The following is a 25,089-nucleotide window of genomic DNA, read 5'->3' on the forward strand; positions in this document are numbered from 1 at the left end:
GATATTTCTAAATCTTAGATATAGATAATCATCGAGTTTTTTTTAATCTATGTTTTTAGATTATGGTAACGGCGTATTTTGTTTTCAAAATACGTCTTACTTTCTTAAAATAAAGCAGATCCGAACAAAGAATTATATATTTAACAATTATACTAAATACGTGTTTAACATACTAAAATTGTTTTTTTTCAGTTGTACTACAAAAATGCATTCAATATCTACGATATTATACCCGTCTCATAATGAATAAGAAACTAGTAAACATTTTTCTACTTACTCTATTTACAATAAGTAGTTTTATAACTCATTCACAATCATCTACAAAACATCTAATCGCCCAAGATCAACAAAGTTTTATCAATGATTTAATAAGCCAAAAAAGCAACCAACCTATGGCTATTAAAATATCTAAAGATGAAACATTATTATGCTCTATTACGCTAAAAAAGCAAACCGATCAAGAATTTACAATTATAGGTAAAGTCGATAATCAAAAAACATCAATACTTTCTTTATCAAAAGTAGCTGGAAAGTTAGAAGGTAATATTGTTCTACAAGATTCTAAGAAAGCATATAAAATTTTCGTAGCATCAGATAATAAAGTATATATCGAAGAAACTGATATCCATAGTGTCCTATGTATAGATTATGAAAAAGTAAGCGGTAAGACTTCTAGTAAAAATACACCCATTACAAAAATGGCACTTGAGTTAGAGAGTCTTCCTGGAGCAACAGGTGTCGTATACTTAGATTTTGATGGTGAAGTTGTAACAGGTACTAGTTGGAAAGGTGGTGCTACAATAAATGCTAGAGCTACAAGTTTTTCTGACGAACAAATTTTAAGGATTTGGAAAATAATGGCTGAAGACTTTAGACCATTTAATATCAATATTACAACAAGAAGAGACATTTTTGAAGCAGCCCCAAGAAATCGCAGAATGATGTGTATTTTCACTTCTACAGATGATGCAGCTCCAGGTTCTGGAGGTGTAGCTTTTTTAAGATCTTTTGGAAGAAGTAATGACAACCCTTGTTGGGTTTATAATATAAGCGGCAGTAGAGTTGCTGGAGAAACTGGTTCACATGAAGTAGGCCATACACTAGGTTTACAACATGATAGCCAAGGCAGTACAGAGTATTATGCCGGACATGGAAAATGGAGTCCAATAATGGGATGGAGTGCTAGTAGAGCTATTGGGCAATGGAGTCAAGGAGAATTTGAAAACGCTAATCAAACACAAGACGATATAGCAGTAATGGCTGATAATAACAATGGTGTTGGTTTTCGAGATGATGATCATAGTAATGTTATAAACAATGAGGTAACAGAAATTAAAGTTGACTCTGATGGAAATGTTAGTGCTAGTCAAAATTTTGGTTTTATTGGTAAAAGAGATGATAAAGATGTATTTTCCTTTATAGCAGAGGCTGGCGATGTATCTTTTGATTTTAATCCTGACCCCGATTATCCGAATTTGAATATACAAGCCAGACTTATTAATGCACTTGGCGAAGAGATTGTATCTTCTGATCCTGATGGTTTATCTGCATCTATTAATGAAACTTTAGCCGCAGGAACGTACTTTATTGAAATTGATGGTGTTGGTGAAGGAACTCCTATAAACGGATATTCGGATTACTCATCATTGGGTAATTATTTTATCTCTGGAAAATATACGCCTGGAGATAACAGACAACCTCCTGTTGCAAATTTCGAAATATCTGGAAATGACTGTTCTGATATTACTTTTAAAAGCACTACAATAAACAAAGTAAACTCATATTTATGGGATTTTGGAGATGGAACAACATCTACAGAGCAAAGCCCAACACATACTTATACCACTAATGGGTCATATACCGTATCCTTAACTGCAGTAAATGATATAGGAGAAAACAAAAATGAAAAAAAGGATTATGTAACTATAAATCTTCCTGAACAACCTGTTGCAAGTGATCAAAACATCTGTCCTGGAGAATCAGCCAATATCACAATCTCCGGAAATAGTGAATACCGATGGTATTCAGAACCAACTGGTGGTATTGTAATTGCTACAGGTGCAACATATAACACACCTGCTTTAGATGCATCACAAACGTATTATGTTTCGGGAATTATTGGAGATTGCACAACAGCTACCAGAACAGAGGTAAGCGCTATAGTTCTTGAAATACCTACATCTCCAACTATAGCAGTCAATCAAAATCAAAGACTAGCCATAGATACAGAGTTTACCTCATACCAATGGTTTTTGGATGGAGAAGTATTAGCTGATGCTAATGGATCAACATATCTTCCTGAAGAAACAGGAACATATACATTACAGGTAGCTAATCAAGCTGGTTGTACTGCTCTTTCTGCAGAATTTGCTGTAGATCAATCTCAACTTAATTTAAGTCTTAATAGTAAAACATATACCTACTACCCTAACCCTGTTAGCGACGATAAACTTTTATTAATAGATGGTATTACTGCTAATGATTTTAATATAAGTATCGTAAATGTACTTGGCGAAGTCGTGCTGCGAACCATGCCTACTCCTGAATTAGATGTTTCTGAATTATCAAAAGGATTGTATATGATACTTATTGATAATAAATATATAGGAAAATTAGTAAAACAATAGTTTAAAATACACTCACTTTGAGTTCATTACAAAGCCTATCTGCTCATAAAGCAGATAGGCTTTTTTAGTAACTAACATATCTTAAGTGGTATTTTAACTTTCCTTTAATAGATTTTTGAATATCTTTAGAAGCCAAAAAAATAGCTTTTGAAAAATATTCTTCTATTTACGTTTAGTCTTATTCTATTTCCGTTATTCATTTTTTCACAAAAAGAAGGTAAAATCATAACAGATTATGGTAAAACCTATGAAGTGAAAAAACCAGACTTTAAAACCGATAAAGAAAATGAGTTAAAAGCAGTATTTGATATTGGCCGCACCTTTAAGGATAGTTCAAAAGTAAATCCTTTATTTAACACGGCGGCGCGATATTTAAATATGCATGCAGATGCTGGCATAGCACTAGAAAAACTTAAAGTTGCATTAGTTATTCACGGTTCTGCTGCCAATGATATCCTAATTGATTCCGAGTATAAGGCTAAATACGGTATCAATAACCCAAACACGAAGCTTATTGCTGATTTATCAAAGGAAGGCGTGCAAATTATTCTTTGTGGGCAAACCGCAGCCTACCGTAAGATATTAAAAGAAAATACTTTACCAGAAGTACAATATGCATTGTCTGCAATGACTGCTTTGGTTCAATTACAGAATAAAAACTACAGACTTATTAATTTTTAATATAATGAACACACAAACGCTACTAGTACTTTTTTTAATGGCTATTTGTACAGTTCAGGCTCAAAAAATAGATCCTGAAGTAGAATCAATGGCAATAAAATTAGAATCAAAAGTTATAGAATGGAGAAGAGATTTTCATGAAAATCCTGAACTTTCTAATCGAGAATTTGAAACTGCAAAAAAGATTGCTAAACACCTTAATAGCTTAGGGCTTGAAGTAACTGAAAAGGTTGGTAAAACAGGCGTTGTAGCTATATTAAAAGGGGATAAAAAAGGAAAAACAGTCGCTTTAAGAGCAGATATTGATGCTTTACCTGTTACCGAAAGAGCAGATGTACCCTTTAAATCAAAGGTAAAAACTACTTTTTTAGATACCGAGGTTGGTGTTAGTCACGCCTGTGGGCACGATACCCATACTGCAATATTAATGGGAGTAGCTGAAATTCTTGCGAAAAACAAAAGTAAAATAAACGGTACTGTAAAGTTTATTTTCCAACCGGCAGAAGAAGGACCGCCACCCGGAGAAGAAGGTGGTGCTAAATTAATGATTAAAGAAGGTGTGCTAAAAAACCCTGATGTAGACGCAATTTTCGGACTACATATCAATTCTGGAACCGATGTAGGAAAAATCCGTTACAAACCTGGAGGAACAATGGCAGCTGTAGAACGTTTTGTCATTAATGTAAAAGGAAAACAAACTCACGGATCTGCACCTTGGACAGGAGTTGATCCAATTCTTATCTCAGCAAAAATTATTGACGGATTACAAACTATTATTAGTAGAGAATCCCCTTTAGTTAATGAAGCAGCTGTTATTACTGTTGGAAAAATTACTAGTGGAGTTCGATTTAATATTATTCCTGAAAGTGCTGAAATGATTGGTACTGTAAGAACTTTAGACCCTAAAATGAGAGCTCTTATTATTCGTAGAATGAATGAAATGGTACCTGCAATTGCCAAAGCCTACGGAGCTGAAGCAACAATCAATTTTCAAAACAATACATCCATCACTTATAATGATCCAGATTTGGTAAAACAAATGTTACCTACTATTCAAAGTATTGCAGGTAAAGAAAATGTACTTTTGTCAAAAGCAACTACTGGAGGTGAAGATTTTTCATATTTTCAAGAAGTAGTGCCTGGCTTTTATTTCTTTTTAGGTGGTAAGTCTCCTTCAACAAAGAACGCTCCTTCACATCATACACCTGATTTTTACATTGATGAAAGTGGTTTATTATTAGGGGTTAAAGTGATGTCACAGTTAACTTTAGATTATCTTAACGCCCAATAAAATAGATTTAGTGTAACATGGAAAGTATACTTGGTTTTTTAGCTTCAATATCTTGGTGGATATGGATCATTATTGCCTTTGCTTTAATTGCTATTCGAGACGTTTTTTTTAATAAAAGACATACAATCAGTCATAATTTCCCTATTGTAGGTCATCTTAGATATCTATTAGAAAGTATCGGTCCCGAGATCAGGCAATATTTTGTGGCTAATAATAGAGAAGAACTTCCATTTAATAGAATTGAAAGAAGTTGGGTATATGCCTCTTCTAAAAACGAGAATAATTATGAAGGTTTTGGTACAGATAGAGATATTTACGAGCATCAACATATTTTTATAAAAAATTGTATGATCCCTTTTCAAATGGATAAGGATCATCCCAACAAAGATGATAAATCATTTTTGCCCTGTGCAAAAGTTATGGGGCTTTACAACCAACGTAAAAAACCATATCGTCCAGGATCTGTAATAAATGTATCTGCAATGAGTTTCGGTTCCTTATCAGCACGCGCAGTAGAATCTCTTAACATAGGAATCCAAAAATCTCATTCTTATCATAATACAGGAGAAGGTGGTCTTTCCCCCTATCATAGTAATGGTGGTGATGTTATTTTTCATTTTGGTACGGGTTATTTTGGTGTTCGTGGTGATGATGGTAAATTTTCAATGAAAAAAATGAAAGAATTGGTAACCAAAAACCCTTTCATTCGTGCTATTGAAATTAAATTATCGCAAGGAGCTAAACCAGGCAAAGGCGGTGTTTTGCCAGGTGCAAAAATAACTCCCGAGATTGCAGAGATTCGAGGCGTACAAGTTGGTAAAGATGTATTATCGCCATCATCTCATACTGCATTTACGAGTGTTCCTGAACTTTTACAATTTATCGAGGATATTGCTGAAGAAACGGGACTTCCGGTAGGTATCAAAGCGGCTATTGGAAAAACTGAACAATGGGAACTCTTAGCTAAGTTAATGTCTGAGTCTAACAGAGGGCCTGATTTTATCACAATAGATGGCGGTGAAGGTGGCACTGGTGCGGCTCCACCAAGTTTTGCTGATCATGTTTCCTTGCCTTGGATTTATGGATTTACAGCCATTTATAAAATATTTCAAAAATACAATCTTACCGATAGAGTTGTTTTTATAGGAAGTGGTAAACTTGGATTTCCTGCCAAAGCAGCTATGGCATTTGCTATGGGGGTAGATTGTATTAATGTCGCTCGTGAAGCTATGATGAGTATTGGCTGTATACAAGCTCAAGTGTGTCATACAAATCGCTGTCCAAGTGGAATAGCTACGCAAAGTAAATGGTTACAAAAAGGTATCGATGTTCCTCTTAAGTCAGATCGTTTAGCACAATATTTTAAAACATTTAGAAAAGAATTTATAGAAATTACACATGCATCGGGTTATGAACACCCCTGTCAATTTTCGATGCAAGACATTGACCTTAATGTAGATGATGGTGAACTTACAAAAACATTAGAAGAATCTTTTAAGTATACCAAGACTCCTGTAGCGTATAACTGTGCAACGGATTTAAAAGAATGTACGTATCTTGGTGGTTCTTATAATTCGAAATAGTCATTTAAAAAAATAATTAACACTAACAATCTATATTTTCTCATGAATATTGAAGTAATACCTTTAGTTATATCTTTGATTCCTGCAATACTAATAACCTTAGTGTCTGTGTATTTTTTCAAACTACATACCTCAAATGAAGAAAAAAGACGTAGATTTCTTTTGTATCGAGAAAACCAGAAGGAAGCATTACCTCTTAAACTTCAGGCTTACGAACGTATAGCCTTATTTTTAGAAAGAATTTCTCCAGGAAAACTATTGCAAAGAATGGAGCCTGTTGGGGATAATAAAAAGAACTATGAAGTACTCTTAATTCATGCTATTGATCAAGAATATGAGCACAATCTAACTCAACAAATCTATATATCTGACGAATGTTGGAATACAGTTAAAACAGCAAAAAATGCGATCATCTCATTAATTAGAAAAGTAACATTGGATGAAACCGTAGACTCAACTGATCGAATGAGAGAAATAATTCTAACTACTGTAATAGAAAAAGGATCTCCTAGTGAAATTGCTTTAGCTGCCGTAAAGAGTGATGTAAATGACTTGTTTAGTATATAGTAGTAGCTAAACTTAGCTAATCATAAAGCTTTTTATAATAGCACTTATACTAATGTTTTAAATTACTCTAATAAATCACAGGAAGACTACATATACAATTATATATTTTTCTTAAGAGTAACATACTACTGTTTTTAGACATTAACTATGTAAAAACAATTCATTCCCAATGAAATTAAAAATATTTATCCTTTCATTTTCTTTTATAATATTATCGAATAGTATAAATGCACAAAGCGATCTGCATATTCCTAGAGAAATTCAATCAGCTTATGAAAAACAAACTAGATCTAAAGACGGAAAACCTGGAGAAAAATATTGGCAAAATGAAGTCAATTATAAAATAGATGTTGCGGTTACTCCTTCAACTAGATTAATCAATGGAAAAGAAGTTGTTGAGTTTACTAATAACAGTCCTGATGATCTATCTGAAGTTGTAATAAGATTGTACTATGATGTCTTTAAAAAAGGCAATGCTAGGAGTATTCAAGTTAATGAAAAAGATATTGGTGAAGGTACAATTATCAAAAGCGTTATAGTTGAAGGTGTAAAGTATGATCTTTCTGACCGCAAACAAATACGCCGTATTGGTACAAACATGAGTATCCTTTTAGCTGAGCCCTTAAAAACAGGAAAGAAAATAACATTACAATTTGAATGGCAGCAAAAAGTACCATTAACACTTAGAAGAACAGGTGCTGTAGATGAAACCTCATTTTTTATTGGATACTGGTATCCACAAGTAGCTGTATATGATGATATTTTTGGTTGGGATAAAATAGATTATACTTTTACTACTGAGTTTTACAATAATCTATCAAGTTTTGATGTAAACATTACCGCACCAGATAATTTTCTTGTTTGGGCAACAGGTACCTTACAAAATAGTGCAGATATTCTTCCTACTAGTATTCATAAAAAATACCTAAAAGCTCAATCTTCAAAAGATGTAATAAATATCGTTACTTCTGAAGAGCTTAAAAATTTAAAATTAAAAAGCGGAACCTGGAACTATAAGGCAACAGAAGTTACCGACTTTGCTTTTGCAATGAGTGATCATTATTTATGGGATGCCGCTGTTGAGAAAGTAAAAGAGAACAATGTTCTTATCAACACTGCTTTTCCCGTTCAAGAAATTGAAAAATATAAAGAAGTAACTCACATTCAACAAAAAATAATTAAACACTTTACCTATGATGTTCCCGGGGTTCCATATCCGTATCCACAATTTACAACCTTTATTGGGCTTAAAAATAGAGGTAGTGGTATGGAATTTCCTATGATGGCGAACAATGGAGGTCCAGGTAAACCTCTTACAATTCATGAATTATTTCATTCATATTTCCCTATGTATGTAAGAATTAATGAAAGGCGCTTTGCATGGATGGATGAAGGTTGGGCAGATTTTATTGAAATATTGACCATGCATAAGTTTTTTAATGATAAAAAAGAAGATCATTCGTTTTATTCTAAATTTAAGCTTGGAGTACAAAGAAAAATTGGCAGCATTAGTAGTCTGCCGGCAGTTACTTCTACCGTATACACCACTGATAATTATGGTTATCATGCCTATTCCCTTCCATCATTTACTTATGCATTACTCTACCAGCATTTAGGTGAGAAAAAATTTCTTAAATGTTTAAAAACATATATTGAACGTTGGGCAAAAAAATCACCAACCCCATATGATTTTTTCTATACTTTTGAGAATGTTAGCGGTGAAGATCTAAGTTTCTTTTGGAATTCTTGGTATTTTAAAATGGGATATCCTGATCTAAAAATTGAATCGTTTAATGAAGGGAATCTTATTATAAAAAGAATAGGAGAAAGACCTGTACCCATTAGTTTAAAAGTAGCATATGATAGTATAAATAAAAAATCCCTACAAAACTACTCATCTATTTTAGGAGCAGACATTTGGAAAAACAACAATCGCACCCTTACTATTAAAATTCCTAATTTCAAAAAAATAGAATCTATAGTAATCAATTCAGATTTTCCTGATTTTAATGAGTCAGATAACTTTTACCCCTCATTATCAAATCAATACGAATCATTGAATCTAGACAATAGTATACTTGGTATATATCCAATAGAAGAGTTTCCTATGGAACTTCTTCTATCAAAAAAAGAAGGTGTTCTTATGTTTGAACTTTTAAACACTAGTATCAAAGCTTATCTCCAACCTCTTGATAAATATAGTTTTGTTTCAATTGATGGAACTATATCTTTAAAAATATTAAAGGAAAAGTATAATAAACATAAAGTAGAGCTTAATTTATCCTTATATGATAGGACTTTTACCGGAATTCAAAAATAAGGCAATTGTAACGATAAAAAATTAAAAACAGAACTATTGAATTGATTTTAAAAAGTCATAATAACTAGTTAATATATATCAAAGAAGAACGCTATAACAGACTGAATAACAATAGTCAAACATTTTTTACAACAAGTTTTGATTGATACTACCTGTCTAACAATTATATCAAAAAATTTGAACTTCTGAAGAAGCTATTAACAGTATATTATTTACATTGTCTTATACTTTCAATATGGTCCTAATATTATATTAAAAACAAGTATCATTCTCTTTTTTTTACTATTTTTAAAATCTGTATAATAGTTTTAACATAGCATCAAAGCCAATTCAAAAGACGCCTGTCTTTTTGGGATAAACATACCACTAGATTATTCTAAAAATGTAGTGTAAAGGGATAATTATGTTTACTCATTACTGGCTTTATCACTCAATTTATTTTTTAAAATTAAAAGATTGAAGAAAATTCAATCCCTCTACATGTTCACGCAAGAAAACATATTACTCTTGAACAAGAGGACGTTAAAACTTATTAAAAATGACACAAAGCAAAAATAATAAACAAATAATATTAGATTTTTATAAAAATGTAATTGGTCTAATAGATCTTGATTATGCTGATAAAATAGTAACCGAAAATTATATTCAACATAACCCAATGGTAAAAACGGGTAAGAAAGGTTTTTTAGAAGCAATTTCTTTTTTAAAGCAACTCCCTAAACCAGAGAACCCTGTTAAACCCTTTATTAGAATACTTTCGGATAACGAATACGTTGCGGCTCACTTACAAGTCGCCATAGCCGATGAACAAAAAGTAGTATTAGATCTTTTTAGAATAGAAAATGGTCTTATTGCGGAACATTGGGATGCCATAAAAACCAAATCTGTATCTAGTGCCAACGGTAATCCAGAGGTAGAAGGAACAATGACCATCAAGAATCTGGAAAACACCTCCAGTAACAAATCTATTATTGATCAATATTCCAAAGCTATTTTATTGAATAGAGATTTTAGTTTAATTTCAAATTATGTAAGTAAGGATATTATTCAACATCATCCTAAAATAAAAAACGGACTCCAAAGTTTAACTCAATACTACTCTAATGTTTTTATTACTAAAGTTCATAAAATTATTGGAGAAGGAAACTTTATACTTACTCAATCTAGTGGCATAGTAGATTCTAAACCTAGCGTTATTTATGATATTTATCGATTACAGAACTTAATGATTGAGGAACATTGGTCTATAGATCAACCCATTCCTGAAAAAATGGCTCACAATAATGGCATGATATAATCCGCATACGTAAATATAAATAGCAATTTAAGTACTGTATCTAAATTGCTATTTATATTTCTAAATTAAGGACAAAAAAAGGTAATTATACCTAGGGCGTAGTAAATCTTGTTACTACCGATTTTGTTTTATTTCCAAAAGTATCATTTGTTACGACTTGAAGATAATAAGTAGTGCCTAATGATAAATTTCCGCTCGCTATAGACATGTTGGTTGTATTACCTAAAGTATCTGTAGGAGGATTTGTAGTTCCTAAAAACACATCATAAGAAGCTATATCATTATCTGCATCTGTTCCAACCCACTCTATAATTGTTGTTAATCCTGTCAATGTCTCAAGGTTTTGAGGAGATGTTATTGCCGCGGGATAAGGAGCATAATTTGCTATTCCCTCCCCCACATTATAAAATTTCCAAACTGGACTTGTACTTGTTTCTTCACTTCCTGATGCTCTAGAAGTCACTGACCATGAATACGGATTGTTTTGTAATAACCTTACTATTCTTTTTGTTTCTGTAGCAGTTATTGTTGTGGTGTTTCCTGATTTTAAATCTGTTAAATTTATTGTATAACCTGTTGCATTTTGTCCCGCATTCCATGCGAATTCAAATTCACTTTCTGTAGCATTTACTATAGTTCCCATAATACATGTATCATCTTTTGCAGGTGCTAATAACAAAGCTTCTCCAGGTGTTACAACTTGGGGAGTTTCGGCATTATCATCAGAATTGCTACAACTTAATAGAGACACTATGCTAAATATTGAAAATATTATTTTGACTTTTTTCATTTCGATTTCTTTACAATTTTAGGGCACTAATTTTCGCTTACATTATAAATAGACAAATCTATGTTTGCTGCATTTGATTCTTTAATAACCACTTCAAAACATTGTTTAAAATCGGCTAAACCATCTGCTGTAATACATACTGTATATGCTCCATTTTCAAGTCCATCAAAAGAAGTACTTGTTTCAAAACTCTTTGAGTTTGAAGTACCTTCTATAGTTGCTGTATAAGCCAATTGTTCTGTAGCTTCTATATTTATTTTTCCATTTGTATTTCCATCGCAACTTTCGCCTACAGTTTGTACTTTAAAGTTTGTATTTGCAATATTGATTCTTTGACAAACTTCATTAGGTAATCCTTGACAATCATTTGTTCCTACTGTTGAGCCCAGACTCCAAACACGTACCCAATCTATTTCAAAACTTGGTAATGTCTGACCTGGTTGCGCCGCTGTGGCTTGATCTACATTATTTGGTTGAAAACCACCCGATCCACTATTATAATCAACTACATCTATTGTATGAGGAGAGCACGATAAAATCAAACTCATATCATTTGGATCGTTTGCTGCATCGATAGGTTGATCTGAGGTAAGGTACTTTACGCCATCGTAATAAAAAGACACTTCTGTAGGGCTCCAATACATACCCCAAGTATGCCATTCAAAAGCATTTCTGGTACGAACGCTTTCTATACTTGCGTCTATTTTAGTTTTACCGTTAAGTACTCTTTTTTCACTATAGTGATGAGAAGTTGTAGCTTTATTTTCAAAAAACTTTTTTGCAAAACCGCTATACTCCATTAGATCAAATTCTGTAGCTGTAGGACCTGGAGCACCATTTCTAAAATTTTTACCCCAAATCCACCATGTTGGCCATATTTTACCGTTAGGATCTGCAGTAATTCTTACTCTGGCTTCATAATATCCGTATCGTTCATCCCCTATTGGTTTTCTTCTTGATTCGATCCATCCACCAACAGGTCTACCTCCGGTTGGATATGTATTGTTAATTTTTAAAGTACCATTGCTAACATCAAGAGAATTTGTACTAAACCCTTGTCTTTCATTATTTCGTACAATCCAATCGTTCGTATCAACTGCATTTCCATCAAATTCTTCAGAAAATATTTTAACCCAAGGTGTATTGGGTTCAGGTAGTGTTTGGGAGTTAGCAAGTAAAGTTGCTAGAAAAAAGGCTACAAAATGTATCCTTCGTATTATTTTCTTCATCATAAGTGTTTTTATGATGCAAGAAAACAAAGAAACCCATATTTTAAAGCAAAATATGGTTTATAAACTATAATAAATGAATAATATATCGGTAAATGTATTATCCTGCTAAATCTATATCTTTTAGTTTATTCTCTTCGGCTTGTTTTGCCTTTTGTGCAGCATATTCAAAACCTTGTCTCCACCAGTTACCCATCAACTTTTTATTAAAAATCAACGAGTTTTCTGTTAATTTAGAAGGTGTATAATACAAATTAAGTGCAACATCTTTATGTGTTGCTGCCAATTTACCTACTACGGTATCATGTCCCTCTACCTGATCTAGCATATACCCAAATAAGTTTACCATCAAAGAAAATGGATTTTTTCCCAAAACTTTATTGTGCTCCATATTTTCAGATTCTAATATGATAGCATCTACCTCTGTGGCACCTCTTCTAATCGCCTCTCTTATAGGTACCATGCATCCAAAACCACCATCTGCATATTCGCAACCATCTTTTGTGGCTAAACTCATAAAAGGGACATAATTACAGGACATCCATATCCAATCACAAAAATCTTCATAGGAGAAATCATTGATAGATTTATACTCTGTCCTATTTTTGGTAAGATTAGATACGGTAACAACAATATCTTCTACTTTTCTTCGTGCTAATCTAAATTCTGCTTCGGTAAAATTCCTTCGTATAGCACGTCTTAGATTTTTACTTTCACCAAATGTTCGTTTCTTTTTAATAAACTGCCATAAAGATGAGAAAAAGTTAATGGACACAAATTCTCTATTACCTTTTTTTCTGACTATAAATGGATTTACATTAAAAATAGTATGTTGATTTACATTGGTATAGATATCATACATCTTTCCGATATTACCTAGTGCCAATTGAGATATTAACAAACTACCGGTAGATGTACCTAAAAAGAGGTCGTATTTTTTACCTTCTTCCTCCATCAAATATTGCGCTACACCACCAGCATACGCTCCTTTACTACCTCCTCCTGAAATTACTAATGCTCGCATCTATATTGGATTAGAAATATTTTTTTGTTTCGCAAATTCATAACCTTTAGCCCACCACTCTGTCATTTTATCTTTATCAAACACTAGTGAATTAGTAGTGAGTACCGTAGGTGTATAATATAAATCCATAGACACATCTTTTTCTTTAGCTTCAAATTTACCTATCTGAATATTCTGATGTTCTATTTTATCCATCATAAAATCAACCATATTTGTGATTAATGAGAAAGGGTTTTTTGTTGGCATACGATTTAGATAGTTTACTTCCGTTTCTAAAACGATTACATCCAGCTCTTTTGCTCCTCTGCGTATAGCTTCGTGAATTGGCACCATCGATCCTAAGCCTCCATCAACATAATCACATGAGTTTTTTCTTACCAAACTCATAAAGGGAGGATAATTACATGATATCCAAATCCAATCTAAAAAATCAGTATAACTACAATCTTTTAACGATTTATATTCTACTACATTAGCCGATAAATTTGTTACTGTTACTATAACTTCGGTATTTGAAGCTTTTAGTTTTTCAAAATCCTTGATAGAAATAGCATTACCTACCAAATCTCTAAGATTTTCGCTATTTCCAAAAGATTTTTTTCCTCCGATAAGATTGCGAAGTACATTGAAATGATTAATACTTATATTGGTATATCCTCTTTTCTTTTTAATGATAAACGGGCAATTTTTAAATATCGAAGATTGATTAACCGAGGTATAGAATTCTTTTATCTCACTAATCTTTGATAATGCTAGATGAGACACTAATAGGCTACCTGTAGAAGTGCCTATAAACATATCATATTTTCGCTCTAGATCTTGTATTAGGTGTTGTGCAACTCCTCCTGCAAAAGCTCCTTTGCTACCGCCTCCAGAAATTACTAATGCACGCATATTCTATTTTATGGGGTTAATTTTTTGGATAAAAAATCTTGTTGATTTTTAGGTAAATTATTCTTTAAAACTACGTATTTCTTTTTATATTTTTCATCTTTCAGTAATTTATCAAGAATTTTTCTACATGTATTTCTAAAACGCCAATTATGGTGTGTTGCTCCATCAACTAAGTTCTTTAGAGATTCGTCGGAAAAAGCTTGTAAACTTTCTAAATAGGTAAACGCATTTTCGCGTGTGCTAAAATGATACTTAGCAGAGGTATAACCAGACAGTTCAAAGTAGAATTTTTGATGATTTTCGATTTCATAGTCCTTGGTACTTAATGCCAATACCAGCCATAATATCCTTATATTTTTATCATTAAATCCTGTAATATTCTTGGTATCTTCTAAGTACTGTTTTCTGTTCTTTGGAAAACTAGACCATAAATGATATAAAGCTGGTTCTATAGTAGCATATGATTTATCCTTTAACAAAGATTCATATTGTGTTCGTAACTCTGAAGGAATATTACTAAGCACATTGGCAATAGCTTGTCGAACAAAAATATTGTTAGTCTCAAAAGCCTTATCGTACAAAGCAATAATTTCGGGAGATGTTTTTCCTCCTAATTGGTAAATCACTTCTTGTCCAATATAATCATTAACAGGAAAATCTAATGCTTTAGCTAAAGTCCCCCATTTACCGGCTAAAGGTTGTGTTCGTTCTTGTGCCAATCCCAAATATTTTTTTATAAATGTAGATGTTGTTAATAAGTCTAAAGCTTCTTGTGAAGGAAAAGTAACACTTTCTAACCACAGTTTTTTAAATTCTCCTAAATCGGTATTACTTACCTCTTCTGCTACTGCGATAAAATTATCTGTTGTTGCATTTTTGAATTTATATTTTTCTAAAAAGTTATGAATGGTGATTTTAAAACTAGTTTCTCCTATTTTTTTTCGTAGTGCATAAATTGCCCATGCTCCTCTTTGATAAAAGGTTAGAGAACTAGCTTTTGGATCTAATAATGAAGTGGCTTTGGGTGTTTTTGATAATTGTGTAAGTTGTTCCGCACTTTCATATAATTTATATAAAAAGTAATCTTCACCAAAAATCTCTTTCTCTGCTAAAAGTGCATAGTATGTTGCAAAACCTTCTTGTAACCAATGATGAGTACCTTCGGTTTCTGTTACCAAATCTCCAAACCATTGATGGGCTAATTCGTGAGCATTAACGTTGATATAATTTCGATCTACAAATGCTGTTTCATCAACTACAAAGGCATCAGAAAAAATTGTGGCACCTGTGTTTTCCATACCTGCATATAAAAAATCTTTCACAGGTATTTGTTTATAATTTTGCCAGGGAAAAGCATATCCTATTTCTTTTTCTAAAAAGTCAAATATGCGTTTACTGTGTCTATATGTCGTTTCAAATTTATCTTTATCTTCTGGATAAAAATACATTTCTAAAGGTATTCCTTCTGCAGAGGTTTCAACGACTTTATCATATTTGCCTATGGCCAGTGCTAATAAATAACTACTCATAGGTTGCTTCATATCATATTGCCAACTCTGAATAGAATCATTAACCGCATCATTTTTGATCAATTTTCCATTAGCAATCACTTCATAACCTTTGTGATAATTAATGGTGAGATCAAACTCTACTTTTTCATTCATATCATCAAAACTTGGCAACCAATTTGAGGTGTATTTTCCTTGACCTTGTGTCCAAATTTGATCATTATTTTGATAATCCTTAACAAAATACAGTGCTTTTTTAGGGGTAGCAGTATACTCTATCTCTACAGTATGGTTGGTTTTTTCTTTGAAATCAGACGCAATAACAATTTTCTTATCATCATAGTTTATGTTTATCTCATTTCCGTCAAGCATAACGGTCTTAATATTCATTTTTTGAGCATCTATATATACTGAGGTTGTTGATTGCAACATCGTAAAAGTATATATTACTTTCCCACTAACTTCCTTAGTATCGGGATGTACAGAAATATTTACATTTCCGGTTAAAAAGTCAACAGCATCAATTTGCTTTGTTATCCCTACACCAGGAATTAATAGTATTATTAAATATAAGATTATACGCATATCTTTTTTTAATCAAATGTTCTGCCAAAATAACGAATTTACTCTTGTAATGTGGCAATTTTTAAACATGGCTTATCATATCGCATATAAAGACCTATACGGTATGGATATATTTGAGAGCTATTATTCTCATTTTTATCAATCTACATTATGCATTACTAAATAGTATTTAAGAAGTTTTTGGTTTAAAGTTTATAATAATTAGTAACGAACCAAACATGGTTTATAAATATTGGTTGAACTATTTTTGAATAAGTGCTATATTCGTTCTTATGAACCCTTCAGTTTTACAAACACCTATAGACTATCTAAAAGGCGTAGGCCCTTCTAGAGCTGACTTGTTGCGGTCAGAATTAGGGATTCATACCTATCAAGATTTGGTAAACTTCTTTCCTAACCGATATCTCGATAAAACTCAATATTATAAGATTAATCAGCTACAACGCAATTCTTCTGAAGTGCAGATTATGGGTAAAATTGTCAACATTAAAACTGTTGAGCAAAAAAGAGGAAAACGTCTTGTAGCTAAATTTATGGATGATACTGGTTCTTTAGAATTAGTATGGTTTAGAGGTCATAAATGGATACGAGAAAACCTAAAACTAAATACACCTTATGTGATTTTTGGTAAACCCAAGTATTATAATGGTTTTAGCATGCCACATCCTGAAATGGAATTACTCACAGAACACGAGAAAAACCTAAGGACTGTAATGCAACCCATCTACCCATCTACAGAGAAATTATCAAACAAGGGCGTCACCAATCGGGTTATTATGAAGATGATGCAACAACTCTTTATAGAAACCAAAGTTAGGTTTTATGATACTCTTTCTTCTGAAATTCTGGAGGAACTAAAGCTAATTTCGAAAAGTGAAGCTGTTTTCAATATTCATTTTCCGAAAAGTCAGGAATTATTATCCAAAGCTCAATATAGACTTAAATTCGAAGAGTTATTTTATATTCAATTGCAACTCATTACCAAAAAACTGATTCGTAAACAAAAAATCAAGGGCTTTCCGTTTACAGAGGTGGGTGAACACTTTAATGACTTTTATAAGAACCACCTTCCTTTTGATCTTACCAATGCACAAAAAAGGGTAATTAAAGAAATTAGAAATGATATTGGGAGTAGCGCCCAAATGAATCGCTTGCTACAAGGAGATGTAGGCTCCGGGAAAACTATAGTAGGATTAATGACTATGCTATTGGCTATTGATAATGGTTTTCAGGCTTGTTTAATGGCTCCTACGGCCATTTTAGCTAATCAGCACTACATGGGAATTTTAGAGCTAACACAAGAGTTGGATATCAACGTTAAATTATTAATGGGAAGCTCTACGACTAAGCAAAGGCGAGAAATTCATAAAGAACTTGAAGAAGGTACATTGCATATATTAATTGGCACACATGCTGTTCTTGAGGATAAAGTAAAATTTAAAAACCTAGGTTTAGCTATCATTGACGAACAACATAGATTTGGCGTTGCACAACGTTCAAAATTATGGCATAAAAACACCTATCCACCACATATTTTGGTGATGACGGCTACTCCTATCCCCAGAACATTGGCAATGAGCTTATATGGGGACTTAGATATTTCAGTTATTGATGAGTTACCACCTGGTCGTAAAGCGATTAAAACGGTACATCGATATGATAGTAATCGTTTAAAAGTATTTAAGTTTATCGCAGATGAAATTAACAAAGGAAGGCAAATTTACATTGTATATCCTTTGATTCAAGAATCTGAAGCTATGGATTACAAAGATTTGATGGATGGTTATGAAAGTATAGCGCGCTCCTTCCCTATGCCTGATTATCAAATATCGATAGTACATGGCCAAATGAAGCCTAAGGATAAAGATTATGAAATGGAGCGTTTTGTAAAAGGAGAAACGCAAATCATGGTAGCTACAACAGTAATTGAGGTTGGTGTCAACGTTCCTAATGCAAGTGTCATGATTATAGAAAGTGCAGAACGTTTTGGTTTATCGCAATTACACCAATTAAGAGGACGTGTAGGACGTGGGGCTGAACAGAGTTTTTGTATACTTATGACAAGCTTTAAACTTTCGGCAGATAGTAAAACCCGATTAGAAACTATGGTACGAACTAATGATGGGTTTGATATTGCAGAAGTTGATTTAAAACTTAGGGGTCCTGGGGACATTATGGGTACACAACAAAGTGGGGTATTAAATCTAAAAATAGCCGATATTGTTCGAGATAATGATATTCTTAAAACGGCTCGATATTATGCTATGAAAATACTAGGTGATGACCCCTCGTTAGCCTCAGAAAAAAATAAGGTGATATTGTATACCTATCAACAATTAGCAAAGCATAAGAATATTTGGAATTATATTAGTTAATGTATGCACATAACTATATTGCTGTTTTATAAAAAGAAAAAGGTTGCCATAAACAGACAACCTTTCCTTTCTAAAAACCTTAAGAAAACGTCAAGAAAAGTTATGATTAAAAAAGACATTTGCATAGTATAGGTTTTCAGAGCCCCCTATTGTATATATTTTCAATTCATTTATCATAAAATACAATCAACCCTTGTCCATTTTGTCTCATTACTCCAAAAAATAATATTTTCATCATCAGATAAAACTCCAGTGGATGGTGACAACTCTTCAAAATCCACATTAATCACAAATGAATATAGGTTTAACGTTTGCCCATAAAACGGACCAGGACCGTTATGATATCTAACTTCTAAACTTCTCCTATTTTCTGTTACCAAAATAATTTGGTCAGCAAAATCCACCCATTTTCCTTCAAAAGTTTTCATTGTTCCAAGTTTGATTACCCCTACTCTATTTATTGTTGGTTTTTCGGGTTACACCTTATTGTTTTTAATGTATTTATTTAAAAAGTAACAAAATACCTAATACAACTTAAAATTAGACTTTGAAATGACGATAAAACATCCTGTAAAACATGTATTCTATTGCTGTGATTTCTATTATGAAGTTACACTTAAATACCTTGCAGAGTAGAAAAAATGGAATAAGACGAGGTATTTTATTCATAAAATCAGATAAATAGGGAATCTAGATATCTTCTCATGTTATAAAACTAATTGATAATATCCATACCTAGATGCTACAGAAAAGCTATTTATTTTAATGTTCGCACTTTTTTGATAATTCCTTTATAGGTTTCACTTAAAGTAACTTGATGATTATCTGATAATATAATAAGATTATCGGCAGGTATTATTTCTTCTATTTTTTGCATATTAACTACAAAGTTTCTATGTGTTCTACTAAACATATTGGCATCTAGTAAATTTAATATTTTGGTTAACGAAATTAAAATAACGAACTTTTCTTTTTTAGTAATTATATTACAATATTTCTCTTCTACTTCGATATAGATAATATCTTCAAGAAATACTTTTTTTAATCCCTTTCCTTTCTTTATGTATAAATAGGCATCGCTAATAACTGTATCCTGATCCTCACTTAAAAAGACGTTTTTTTGCGCATAAAATCGTTCTAATGCCATTTCTATAGCGTATAGTAATTCTAACTCGTTAAACGGTTTTAATAAATAACTAAAAGGTTGAGTTAATTTAGCTCTTTCGAATATCGTACGATCTGTAGCACTGGTTAAAAACACAAAGGGTTTTGAAGCATTAGGTACCGCATTAATTGTTTCTGCAAAGGCAATACCGTCGGGTACCTGGTTCAAAAAAACATCAAGAATTACAATATCAATAGTATTGCTATTGTAAAATATATTTAACGCATCTTTTAAATTTGTCGCAACACCCGCAATAGTATACCCATGGGTTTTAAGCAATGCGACTAGAGGTTCACTCTCGTTAGGGTTATCTTCTACAATAAGTACGTTTATATTATCCATTGGTTAATGCTTTAGGTAAAGATACAATCATTTTTGTCCCTTTTCCCAAAGTGCTTTCGATAGCAAACATCCCTTGATTCTTTTTTATCATGGTTTTACACAACTGTACCCCTAAACCGGTACCAATTTTATCTTCATGCTCTTTTTTAGCCAATAAAACAGAATCTTTAAGAAGTTCTAATCTGGTCTCTTCTGTCATACCAGCACCTGTATCTTGTATCACAAGGTCACAATACATATCATGAGTATTTTGGGTATACAAGGTTATGGTACCATCTTGATCAGAAAACTTAATGGCATTATCAATTAAATTGCGAAGCACAATTTTAAAAGATTCCTGATCTGCTTGAATCATATCACTTTTTAATACGTTATTGGTAAATATGATATTTTTTTCTTTCATGAGCGGTAGGTAATTATACACTACTTGTTCTGTTATAGAAAGTAACGGCAATGAAGTGATCTCAAAATATGAATTTTTAGTTTGTGATAATGCCCATTGTAATAGATTATCTAATAAATTATATAAACTATTCACCATCGTACTGTTTTGATCAAGTAAGCTATTTACGTTATCAAGATTGTTAGGAGCCAGCTCATCAGACAACAATCTATTACTATATTTTAAAGCTATTATTGATGAGCGTAAGTCGTGACTTAAAATTGATAAAATTTGATCTTTTGTTGCGTTTAAAGCATCAAGGTCTTCTTTCTGGGTGGTGATGATCCTAGTAGACTTTACTTTTTCTCTATAAAAATAAATAGTCGTAAGTAACAGTAATAACAATGCTATAGCCGTATACAAGAAGCCATTTCGCTCTGCTACCTTAGCTTTGTTCTCTGACTTTAGCAAGCTAACTTCTTTTTGTTTTTGTTTTATTGCAAATTCTTTTTCTATCCGTGCGACTTCCCAAATTTTACTTTGATTATTTAGTGAATCTTTCCACTTTTCGTATTCTTTTCGATATCGTAAAGATTCAGAAAACTTTTTCCTGTTTTCCTCTACAACAGCCATATTAAGCGCCATATTTTGTTTTACTTTATAGTCTTTTGTAGATTTAGATAATTGATATGCTTTTTGAAAGTATGATATCGCCAGTTCATCATTATATTGTTCATAATATAAAACCCCCATATCACCATAGAAACGTGCTAATTTTAAGGTATCTTTTTTTACTTCTGGAGCTTCAATACTTTTTAATAAATACGCCTCTGATTTATCATATTGCTTCAGGTGTAAATAACAAATCCCTAAATTATGTTCTATATTCACTTTTACTTTACTGATTAACTTGTGGTCATTTGATTTCTCAATAATTTTAAAATAATCAATAGCGTTTTGAAATTCTTTTAGCTCTATAGCTATTTCTCCCAAGTATATATTTACATGGGAATAAAACTCAAAATCAGAAGAAATTTTGGAATACTCTTTTTGGGCTTCTTTAAATACTTCTTTTTTATTGAAGCTATAGGCTCTAAAAAAATAGCAATAGTCCTTAAGTGTGGAATTCTTAACAGACTGATTTAGTTGTTTTGCTGAATACACCAATGTAGAGTCCCATTCTTTTTGTAAAAAGAATGATCGTGTCTTATAAAAATTAGTTTCCCCAACAAATGGATCACTACTCATTTTTATTTCCTTTTCAAAAAGGATCGGTTCTTTTTTTTGTTGCGCAAATAGGTTGTTCTCTATTATAAAACAAAAAAAAAGAAGAGCTATTATAAAAGTTGGTCGCATTAGTATTCCTCATAAAGTACTACTAATACAATATACAAAAAGCAGGGAAAAATCCCTGCTTTTAACCAAAGTTTGTGAAGTAAAATAAGAATACGTTACTATTAGCTAGGTTGCACTGTTGTTACAGTACCTCTTGAGGTTACTGGGTCATCATAATTTACGTAAACCTTTATCTCACGTTTTATTCTTGATTTGTATACTTCTTGTGTAGCAAAATTCACATTATAAATATAGAATTCATTTTCTGACACAGCTTCGCATTTAGGACAAGCTATGTAAAAGTCTAATTCATTTCCATTTTCATATTTAGAAATATTGAATGTCATTTTCTTTGGAGCTTGATCTTTTGGAATTAATACCAAAGCAGATACCACAATTTGATTTAAAGAATTGTAACAAGCTAGAGGGATTGGTGGTGGTGGAATCGGGTCAAGATCTTCACTTGATATTTGAAACTTATTTAGGTACAATATGTCAGTTGTCACATTTGTAAGAGGTTCTCCAATAAATATTACAGAATTTTCTAATAAATTTTCATTTGTTTTTGTACTCATAATTAAATAGGTTTAAAAGTTATTATTTAGTGTAATAGAACTACTATTACATTCGAATGTGTAATTCTTAAGTAAAGAAACAATGAAATAACTATCAACATCCAAAAAAATGTAATAAAGCCCAGGAATTTTGGTATAAAACTCTAAAAATAAGGTATCAAATAAAAAATTTTATAATTAGCTGCTATCTAAGCTATTTGAAAACAATGAATTAAACACAATTACCCAAAATTATATCGACTAATACATCATAAATACTTATATTATTTGTTATGAAATATACACCAAATATAGTTTTATGAAGAATTCTTTTGTTATCTGTGTTCTACTCCTACTCTATTCTACTACAATTTTTGGGCAATTTTTAAATGAAAAAGATTGGTCTGCACTATCCGATTATGTAAAAGCAAAGGATAATACAAGTTTTGAATCTTTTATAAAGCAGAAGAGTTTTATAAAATCTGATGAATCCAATGAAAAATATACTTTTTATCAATGGAAAGAAACTAAAGATCTTTTTTACGGTATACGGGTTAACAACGAATCAGGTCAGGTAACGTATATGACTAATGACCAAAACTATGTTTTAAAATTACTATCACGATTTATTTCTGACTATTCTCTCATCGAATCTAAAAAGAATGGTAAAATATCAGTCACACATGTTTTTAAATCTCAAACTAGTACAATTGCTGTAAAGTTAGACACTGCAAATGATTCAGGAACACATTTACTATTTGCTGTCAACAAATCATAATTAAGCGTTCACACTACTTTTATCTATTCATATACTTTTGCCATGTTATAAGTACATATTTCTCTTTTTGATCGTCCTTTAAAGATAAATACCCATATTCATAGCAAAAAAGATATACCTGACCCTTATTATTCTTCCAATAGTGTGTAAAATATTTTGGGTCAAACCCTTCTGCAATCAACTTTTCTTTTCGCACGGTTGATAAACCTGATTTATTATAGGTCTTTAATATTTTTCGATTGGTTTTTAATTGCTTATCGATAGTATAGTATTGTTCTTCTTCTGACTTACGTTTTTGATATTGATGTGCTGATTTACAATATACAGAACAGTACTTTTTATCTGATCTGCCTGTGATTAGATTTCCACAAGAAAGGCACTCACTCATATTTTAATATTTATTCGCATAATATCCGAATATTATACGAATAAAATTCGATTACTATTTTTAATTTATTCATTTTTACTTCTATGAGTCATCTTAAAAACATTACATTAAAACACTTACTAATTGATAGTCAGAAAAAAATTGGCTTGCAATTTCATCCAGATAAGGTGATACAAGCCTTAATTAAGGAACTTCCTGATCCAAAATGGAGTACCAAGTACGCCATGGCATATATTAGTAATACTAAAGAAAATTTGGATTTAATTTTTAATACATTCAAAGGTGTGGCTTGGGTGAACAGTAGTTTCTTTTTCAAAAACAGGATTATAAACTCAGACAACTTGCCTTTAGATACACAATGGTTTAGAAATAGAGCACCTTCTAGATCCTATCGTTATTGTCCAGAATCCTATTTACAGAAACTAGAATTAAAAAGATACTCTAATAGTACTGTAAAAACATATGTTCTGGCATTTGAAGCTTTTATAAACTATTACCCAAATATTGGTCTTATCAAATTAGATGAAAATGACATTAGGCTATACTTACAATATTTAATTCAGCAAGGAAAATCAAATTCATCTATAAATCAAGCTATTAATGCAATAAAGTTTTATTATGAAGTTGTTTTAGGAATGCCCAACAGGTTTTATAGTATAGAGCGACCTAAAAAAAAGGAAACACTACCAAAGGTCATAAGTAAAGAAGAAGTTTTAATGATGATACGACTCACTACTAATAGTAAGCATAGATGTATTATTGGGTTATTATATTCTTCTGGTTTGAGGCGAGGTGAATTACAAAATCTCATACTAGAAGATATTGACAGTAAACGAATGGTAGTCAAGGTGACAAATGGAAAAGGAGGTAAAAGTAGAGTTAGTTTATTATCTAAAACTATACTAAAAGATTTACGATTGTATTACCGAGAATATAAACCAACTCATTATTTATTTGAAGGTCAAAAAAGATCAAAATATTCTGGGGCAAGTATTGTAAAAGTAGTAATGCAAGCTGCTCATCGAGCTGGGATTAAAAAAACTGTTACTCCGCATGTTTTAAGGCATAGTTTTGCAACTCATTTGTTAGAAAGCGGTACTGATTTAAGGTACATCCAGCGATTATTAGGACATAATTCTACCAAAACCACAGAGATCTATACTCATGTGGCTACTACGGTTTTTAACACCATTAAGAATCCTCTTGATTAAGATTGCTATAATGAAAATATGTTTACTTTTACACATACACAATTGTTGTATGCAATAGTCCAGTTCGCAAGGACAATTTTTTCGGAGGAGTACGCGAGGATTATGGAGTTTTATTCTGATCAAAGAGACGGACAAAGCCTTTGCTAAAAGGAGTTGTCCAAGT

Annotated in this window: 20 protein-coding genes; 10 read left to right on the forward strand and 10 right to left on the reverse strand. The window is 31.9% G+C overall.

Translation table 11 applies throughout. The features are described from left to right. Window positions 1-242 precede the first annotated feature (242 nt). From AWE51_RS27170 to AWE51_RS06030, 7 genes are all read left to right on the forward strand, one after another. Complete coding sequence (locus tag AWE51_RS27170) at window positions 243-2,627, forward strand: PKD domain-containing protein (RefSeq protein WP_066310857.1); 2,385 nt, start codon at window positions 243-245, stop codon at window positions 2,625-2,627. Window positions 2,628-2,774: 147 nt separating this feature from the next. Beyond that, window positions 2,775-3,308, forward strand: a complete 534-nt coding sequence (locus AWE51_RS06005; protein ID WP_066310860.1) for a DsrE family protein — start codon at window positions 2,775-2,777, stop codon at window positions 3,306-3,308. A 4-nt stretch (window positions 3,309-3,312) separates the two neighbouring features. Next, window positions 3,313-4,599, forward strand: coding sequence for an amidohydrolase (locus AWE51_RS06010; RefSeq protein WP_066310862.1), 1,287 nt, complete (start codon window positions 3,313-3,315; stop codon window positions 4,597-4,599). Window positions 4,600-4,616: 17 nt separating this feature from the next. Continuing rightward, window positions 4,617-6,182: an FMN-binding glutamate synthase family protein gene (locus AWE51_RS06015; protein WP_066310865.1), complete on the forward strand. Its 1,566-nt coding sequence runs from the start codon at window positions 4,617-4,619 to the stop codon at window positions 6,180-6,182. A gap of 42 nt (window positions 6,183-6,224) precedes the next feature. Continuing rightward, complete coding sequence (locus tag AWE51_RS06020) at window positions 6,225-6,749, forward strand: DUF7935 family protein (RefSeq protein WP_066310869.1); 525 nt, start codon at window positions 6,225-6,227, stop codon at window positions 6,747-6,749. A gap of 169 nt (window positions 6,750-6,918) precedes the next feature. After that, window positions 6,919-9,069, forward strand: a complete 2,151-nt coding sequence (locus AWE51_RS06025; RefSeq protein ID WP_066310871.1) for a M1 family metallopeptidase — start codon at window positions 6,919-6,921, stop codon at window positions 9,067-9,069. 538 nt (window positions 9,070-9,607) lie between these two features. Continuing rightward, on the forward strand, window positions 9,608-10,366 hold the full coding sequence (locus AWE51_RS06030; protein WP_066310874.1) for a nuclear transport factor 2 family protein: 759 nt from the start codon (window positions 9,608-9,610) through the stop codon (window positions 10,364-10,366). A gap of 91 nt (window positions 10,367-10,457) precedes the next feature. Here AWE51_RS06030 and AWE51_RS06035 read toward each other — a convergent pair whose 3' ends face one another. The 5 genes from AWE51_RS06035 to AWE51_RS06055 form a co-directional block, all read right to left on the reverse strand. Next, the gene (locus AWE51_RS06035) at window positions 10,458-11,156 is read right to left on the reverse strand and encodes a hypothetical protein (protein WP_066310876.1); all 699 of its coding nucleotides are present in this window, start codon (window positions 11,154-11,156) and stop codon (window positions 10,458-10,460) included. Between the two features lie 26 nt (window positions 11,157-11,182). After that, a complete protein-coding gene (locus AWE51_RS06040; protein ID WP_066310878.1) occupies window positions 11,183-12,385 on the reverse strand; it encodes a glycoside hydrolase family 16 protein in 1,203 nt (400 codons plus the stop codon). Between the two features lie 100 nt (window positions 12,386-12,485). Next, complete coding sequence (locus tag AWE51_RS06045; RefSeq protein ID WP_066310882.1) at window positions 12,486-13,409, reverse strand: patatin-like phospholipase family protein; 924 nt, start codon at window positions 13,407-13,409, stop codon at window positions 12,486-12,488. Then, on the reverse strand, window positions 13,410-14,303 hold the full coding sequence (locus tag AWE51_RS06050; RefSeq protein WP_066310883.1) for a patatin-like phospholipase family protein: 894 nt from the start codon (window positions 14,301-14,303) through the stop codon (window positions 13,410-13,412). 8 nt (window positions 14,304-14,311) lie between these two features. After that, window positions 14,312-16,396 carry a M1 family metallopeptidase gene (locus tag AWE51_RS06055; RefSeq protein WP_066310886.1) on the reverse strand — a complete coding sequence of 695 codons (2,085 nt, stop codon included), beginning with the start codon at window positions 16,394-16,396 and terminating at the stop codon, window positions 14,312-14,314. Window positions 16,397-16,668: 272 nt separating this feature from the next. On the opposite strand from AWE51_RS06055, the gene recG reads away from it, so the two are divergent. Then, the gene (gene recG / locus AWE51_RS06060; RefSeq protein WP_066310889.1) at window positions 16,669-18,771 is read left to right on the forward strand and encodes an ATP-dependent DNA helicase RecG; all 2,103 of its coding nucleotides are present in this window, start codon (window positions 16,669-16,671) and stop codon (window positions 18,769-18,771) included. A 173-nt stretch (window positions 18,772-18,944) separates the two neighbouring features. On the opposite strand, the gene AWE51_RS06065 is transcribed toward recG, so the two are convergent. The 4 genes from AWE51_RS06065 to AWE51_RS06080 form a co-directional block, all read right to left on the reverse strand. Beyond that, window positions 18,945-19,199, reverse strand: a complete 255-nt coding sequence (locus tag AWE51_RS06065) for a hypothetical protein (protein WP_066310892.1) — start codon at window positions 19,197-19,199, stop codon at window positions 18,945-18,947. Between the two features lie 329 nt (window positions 19,200-19,528). Next, complete coding sequence (locus tag AWE51_RS06070; RefSeq protein ID WP_066310893.1) at window positions 19,529-20,278, reverse strand: LytR/AlgR family response regulator transcription factor; 750 nt, start codon at window positions 20,276-20,278, stop codon at window positions 19,529-19,531. After that, entirely contained in the window at window positions 20,271-21,908 is a 1,638-nt protein-coding gene (locus tag AWE51_RS06075; protein WP_232517346.1) for an ATP-binding protein, read from the reverse strand. Before AWE51_RS06075 ends, AWE51_RS06070 begins: the two co-directional genes overlap by 8 nt. 209 nt (window positions 21,909-22,117) lie before the next feature. Further along, window positions 22,118-22,570, reverse strand: coding sequence for a hypothetical protein (locus tag AWE51_RS06080; RefSeq protein ID WP_066310896.1), 453 nt, complete (start codon window positions 22,568-22,570; stop codon window positions 22,118-22,120). 298 nt (window positions 22,571-22,868) lie between these two features. On the opposite strand from AWE51_RS06080, the gene AWE51_RS06085 reads away from it, so the two are divergent. Then, a complete protein-coding gene (locus AWE51_RS06085; RefSeq protein WP_066310899.1) occupies window positions 22,869-23,327 on the forward strand; it encodes a hypothetical protein in 459 nt (152 codons plus the stop codon). Window positions 23,328-23,346: 19 nt separating this feature from the next. Here AWE51_RS06085 and AWE51_RS06090 read toward each other — a convergent pair whose 3' ends face one another. Further along, window positions 23,347-23,715, reverse strand: a complete 369-nt coding sequence (locus AWE51_RS06090) for a hypothetical protein (RefSeq protein ID WP_066310901.1) — start codon at window positions 23,713-23,715, stop codon at window positions 23,347-23,349. A gap of 83 nt (window positions 23,716-23,798) precedes the next feature. Here AWE51_RS06090 and AWE51_RS06095 point away from each other — a divergent pair, with 83 nt between their 5' ends. Continuing rightward, window positions 23,799-24,926 (forward strand): tyrosine-type recombinase/integrase, encoded by a 1,128-nt coding sequence (locus tag AWE51_RS06095; protein ID WP_066310903.1) that lies wholly within the window; start codon window positions 23,799-23,801, stop codon window positions 24,924-24,926. The last annotated feature ends 163 nt before the right edge of the window (window positions 24,927-25,089 follow it).

Origin of the sequence: Aquimarina aggregata, from assembly GCF_001632745.1 — a bacterium.
Lineage (GTDB): Bacteria > Bacteroidota > Bacteroidia > Flavobacteriales > Flavobacteriaceae > Aquimarina > Aquimarina aggregata.

Bases quoted from the DNA above. Each gene is read 5' to 3' on its own strand.
- AWE51_RS27170 (WP_066310857.1), top strand. From the start codon at position 243: ATGAATAAGAAACTAGTAAACATTTTTCTACTTACTCTATTTACAATA.
- AWE51_RS06010 (WP_066310862.1), top strand. From the start codon at position 3,313: ATGAACACACAAACGCTACTAGTACTTTTTTTAATGGCTATTTGTACA.
- AWE51_RS06015 (WP_066310865.1), top strand. From the start codon at position 4,617: ATGGAAAGTATACTTGGTTTTTTAGCTTCAATATCTTGGTGGATATGG.
- AWE51_RS06020 (WP_066310869.1), top strand. From the start codon at position 6,225: ATGAATATTGAAGTAATACCTTTAGTTATATCTTTGATTCCTGCAATA.
- AWE51_RS06025 (WP_066310871.1), top strand. From the start codon at position 6,919: ATGAAATTAAAAATATTTATCCTTTCATTTTCTTTTATAATATTATCG.
- AWE51_RS06030 (WP_066310874.1), top strand. From the start codon at position 9,608: ATGACACAAAGCAAAAATAATAAACAAATAATATTAGATTTTTATAAA.
- AWE51_RS06035 (WP_066310876.1), bottom strand. From the start codon at position 11,156: ATGAAAAAAGTCAAAATAATATTTTCAATATTTAGCATAGTGTCTCTA.
- AWE51_RS06040 (WP_066310878.1), bottom strand. From the start codon at position 12,385: ATGAAGAAAATAATACGAAGGATACATTTTGTAGCCTTTTTTCTAGCA.
- AWE51_RS06045 (WP_066310882.1), bottom strand. From the start codon at position 13,409: ATGCGAGCATTAGTAATTTCAGGAGGAGGTAGTAAAGGAGCGTATGCT.
- AWE51_RS06050 (WP_066310883.1), bottom strand. From the start codon at position 14,303: ATGCGTGCATTAGTAATTTCTGGAGGCGGTAGCAAAGGAGCTTTTGCA.
- AWE51_RS06055 (WP_066310886.1), bottom strand. From the start codon at position 16,396: ATGCGTATAATCTTATATTTAATAATACTATTAATTCCTGGTGTAGGG.
- recG (WP_066310889.1), top strand. From the start codon at position 16,669: ATGAACCCTTCAGTTTTACAAACACCTATAGACTATCTAAAAGGCGTA.
- AWE51_RS06065 (WP_066310892.1), bottom strand. From the start codon at position 19,199: ATGAAAACTTTTGAAGGAAAATGGGTGGATTTTGCTGACCAAATTATT.
- AWE51_RS06070 (WP_066310893.1), bottom strand. From the start codon at position 20,278: ATGGATAATATAAACGTACTTATTGTAGAAGATAACCCTAACGAGAGT.
- AWE51_RS06075 (WP_232517346.1), bottom strand. From the start codon at position 21,908: ATGAGTAGTGATCCATTTGTTGGGGAAACTAATTTTTATAAGACACGA.
- AWE51_RS06080 (WP_066310896.1), bottom strand. From the start codon at position 22,570: ATGAGTACAAAAACAAATGAAAATTTATTAGAAAATTCTGTAATATTT.
- AWE51_RS06085 (WP_066310899.1), top strand. From the start codon at position 22,869: ATGAAGAATTCTTTTGTTATCTGTGTTCTACTCCTACTCTATTCTACT.
- AWE51_RS06090 (WP_066310901.1), bottom strand. From the start codon at position 23,715: ATGAGTGAGTGCCTTTCTTGTGGAAATCTAATCACAGGCAGATCAGAT.
- AWE51_RS06095 (WP_066310903.1), top strand. From the start codon at position 23,799: ATGAGTCATCTTAAAAACATTACATTAAAACACTTACTAATTGATAGT.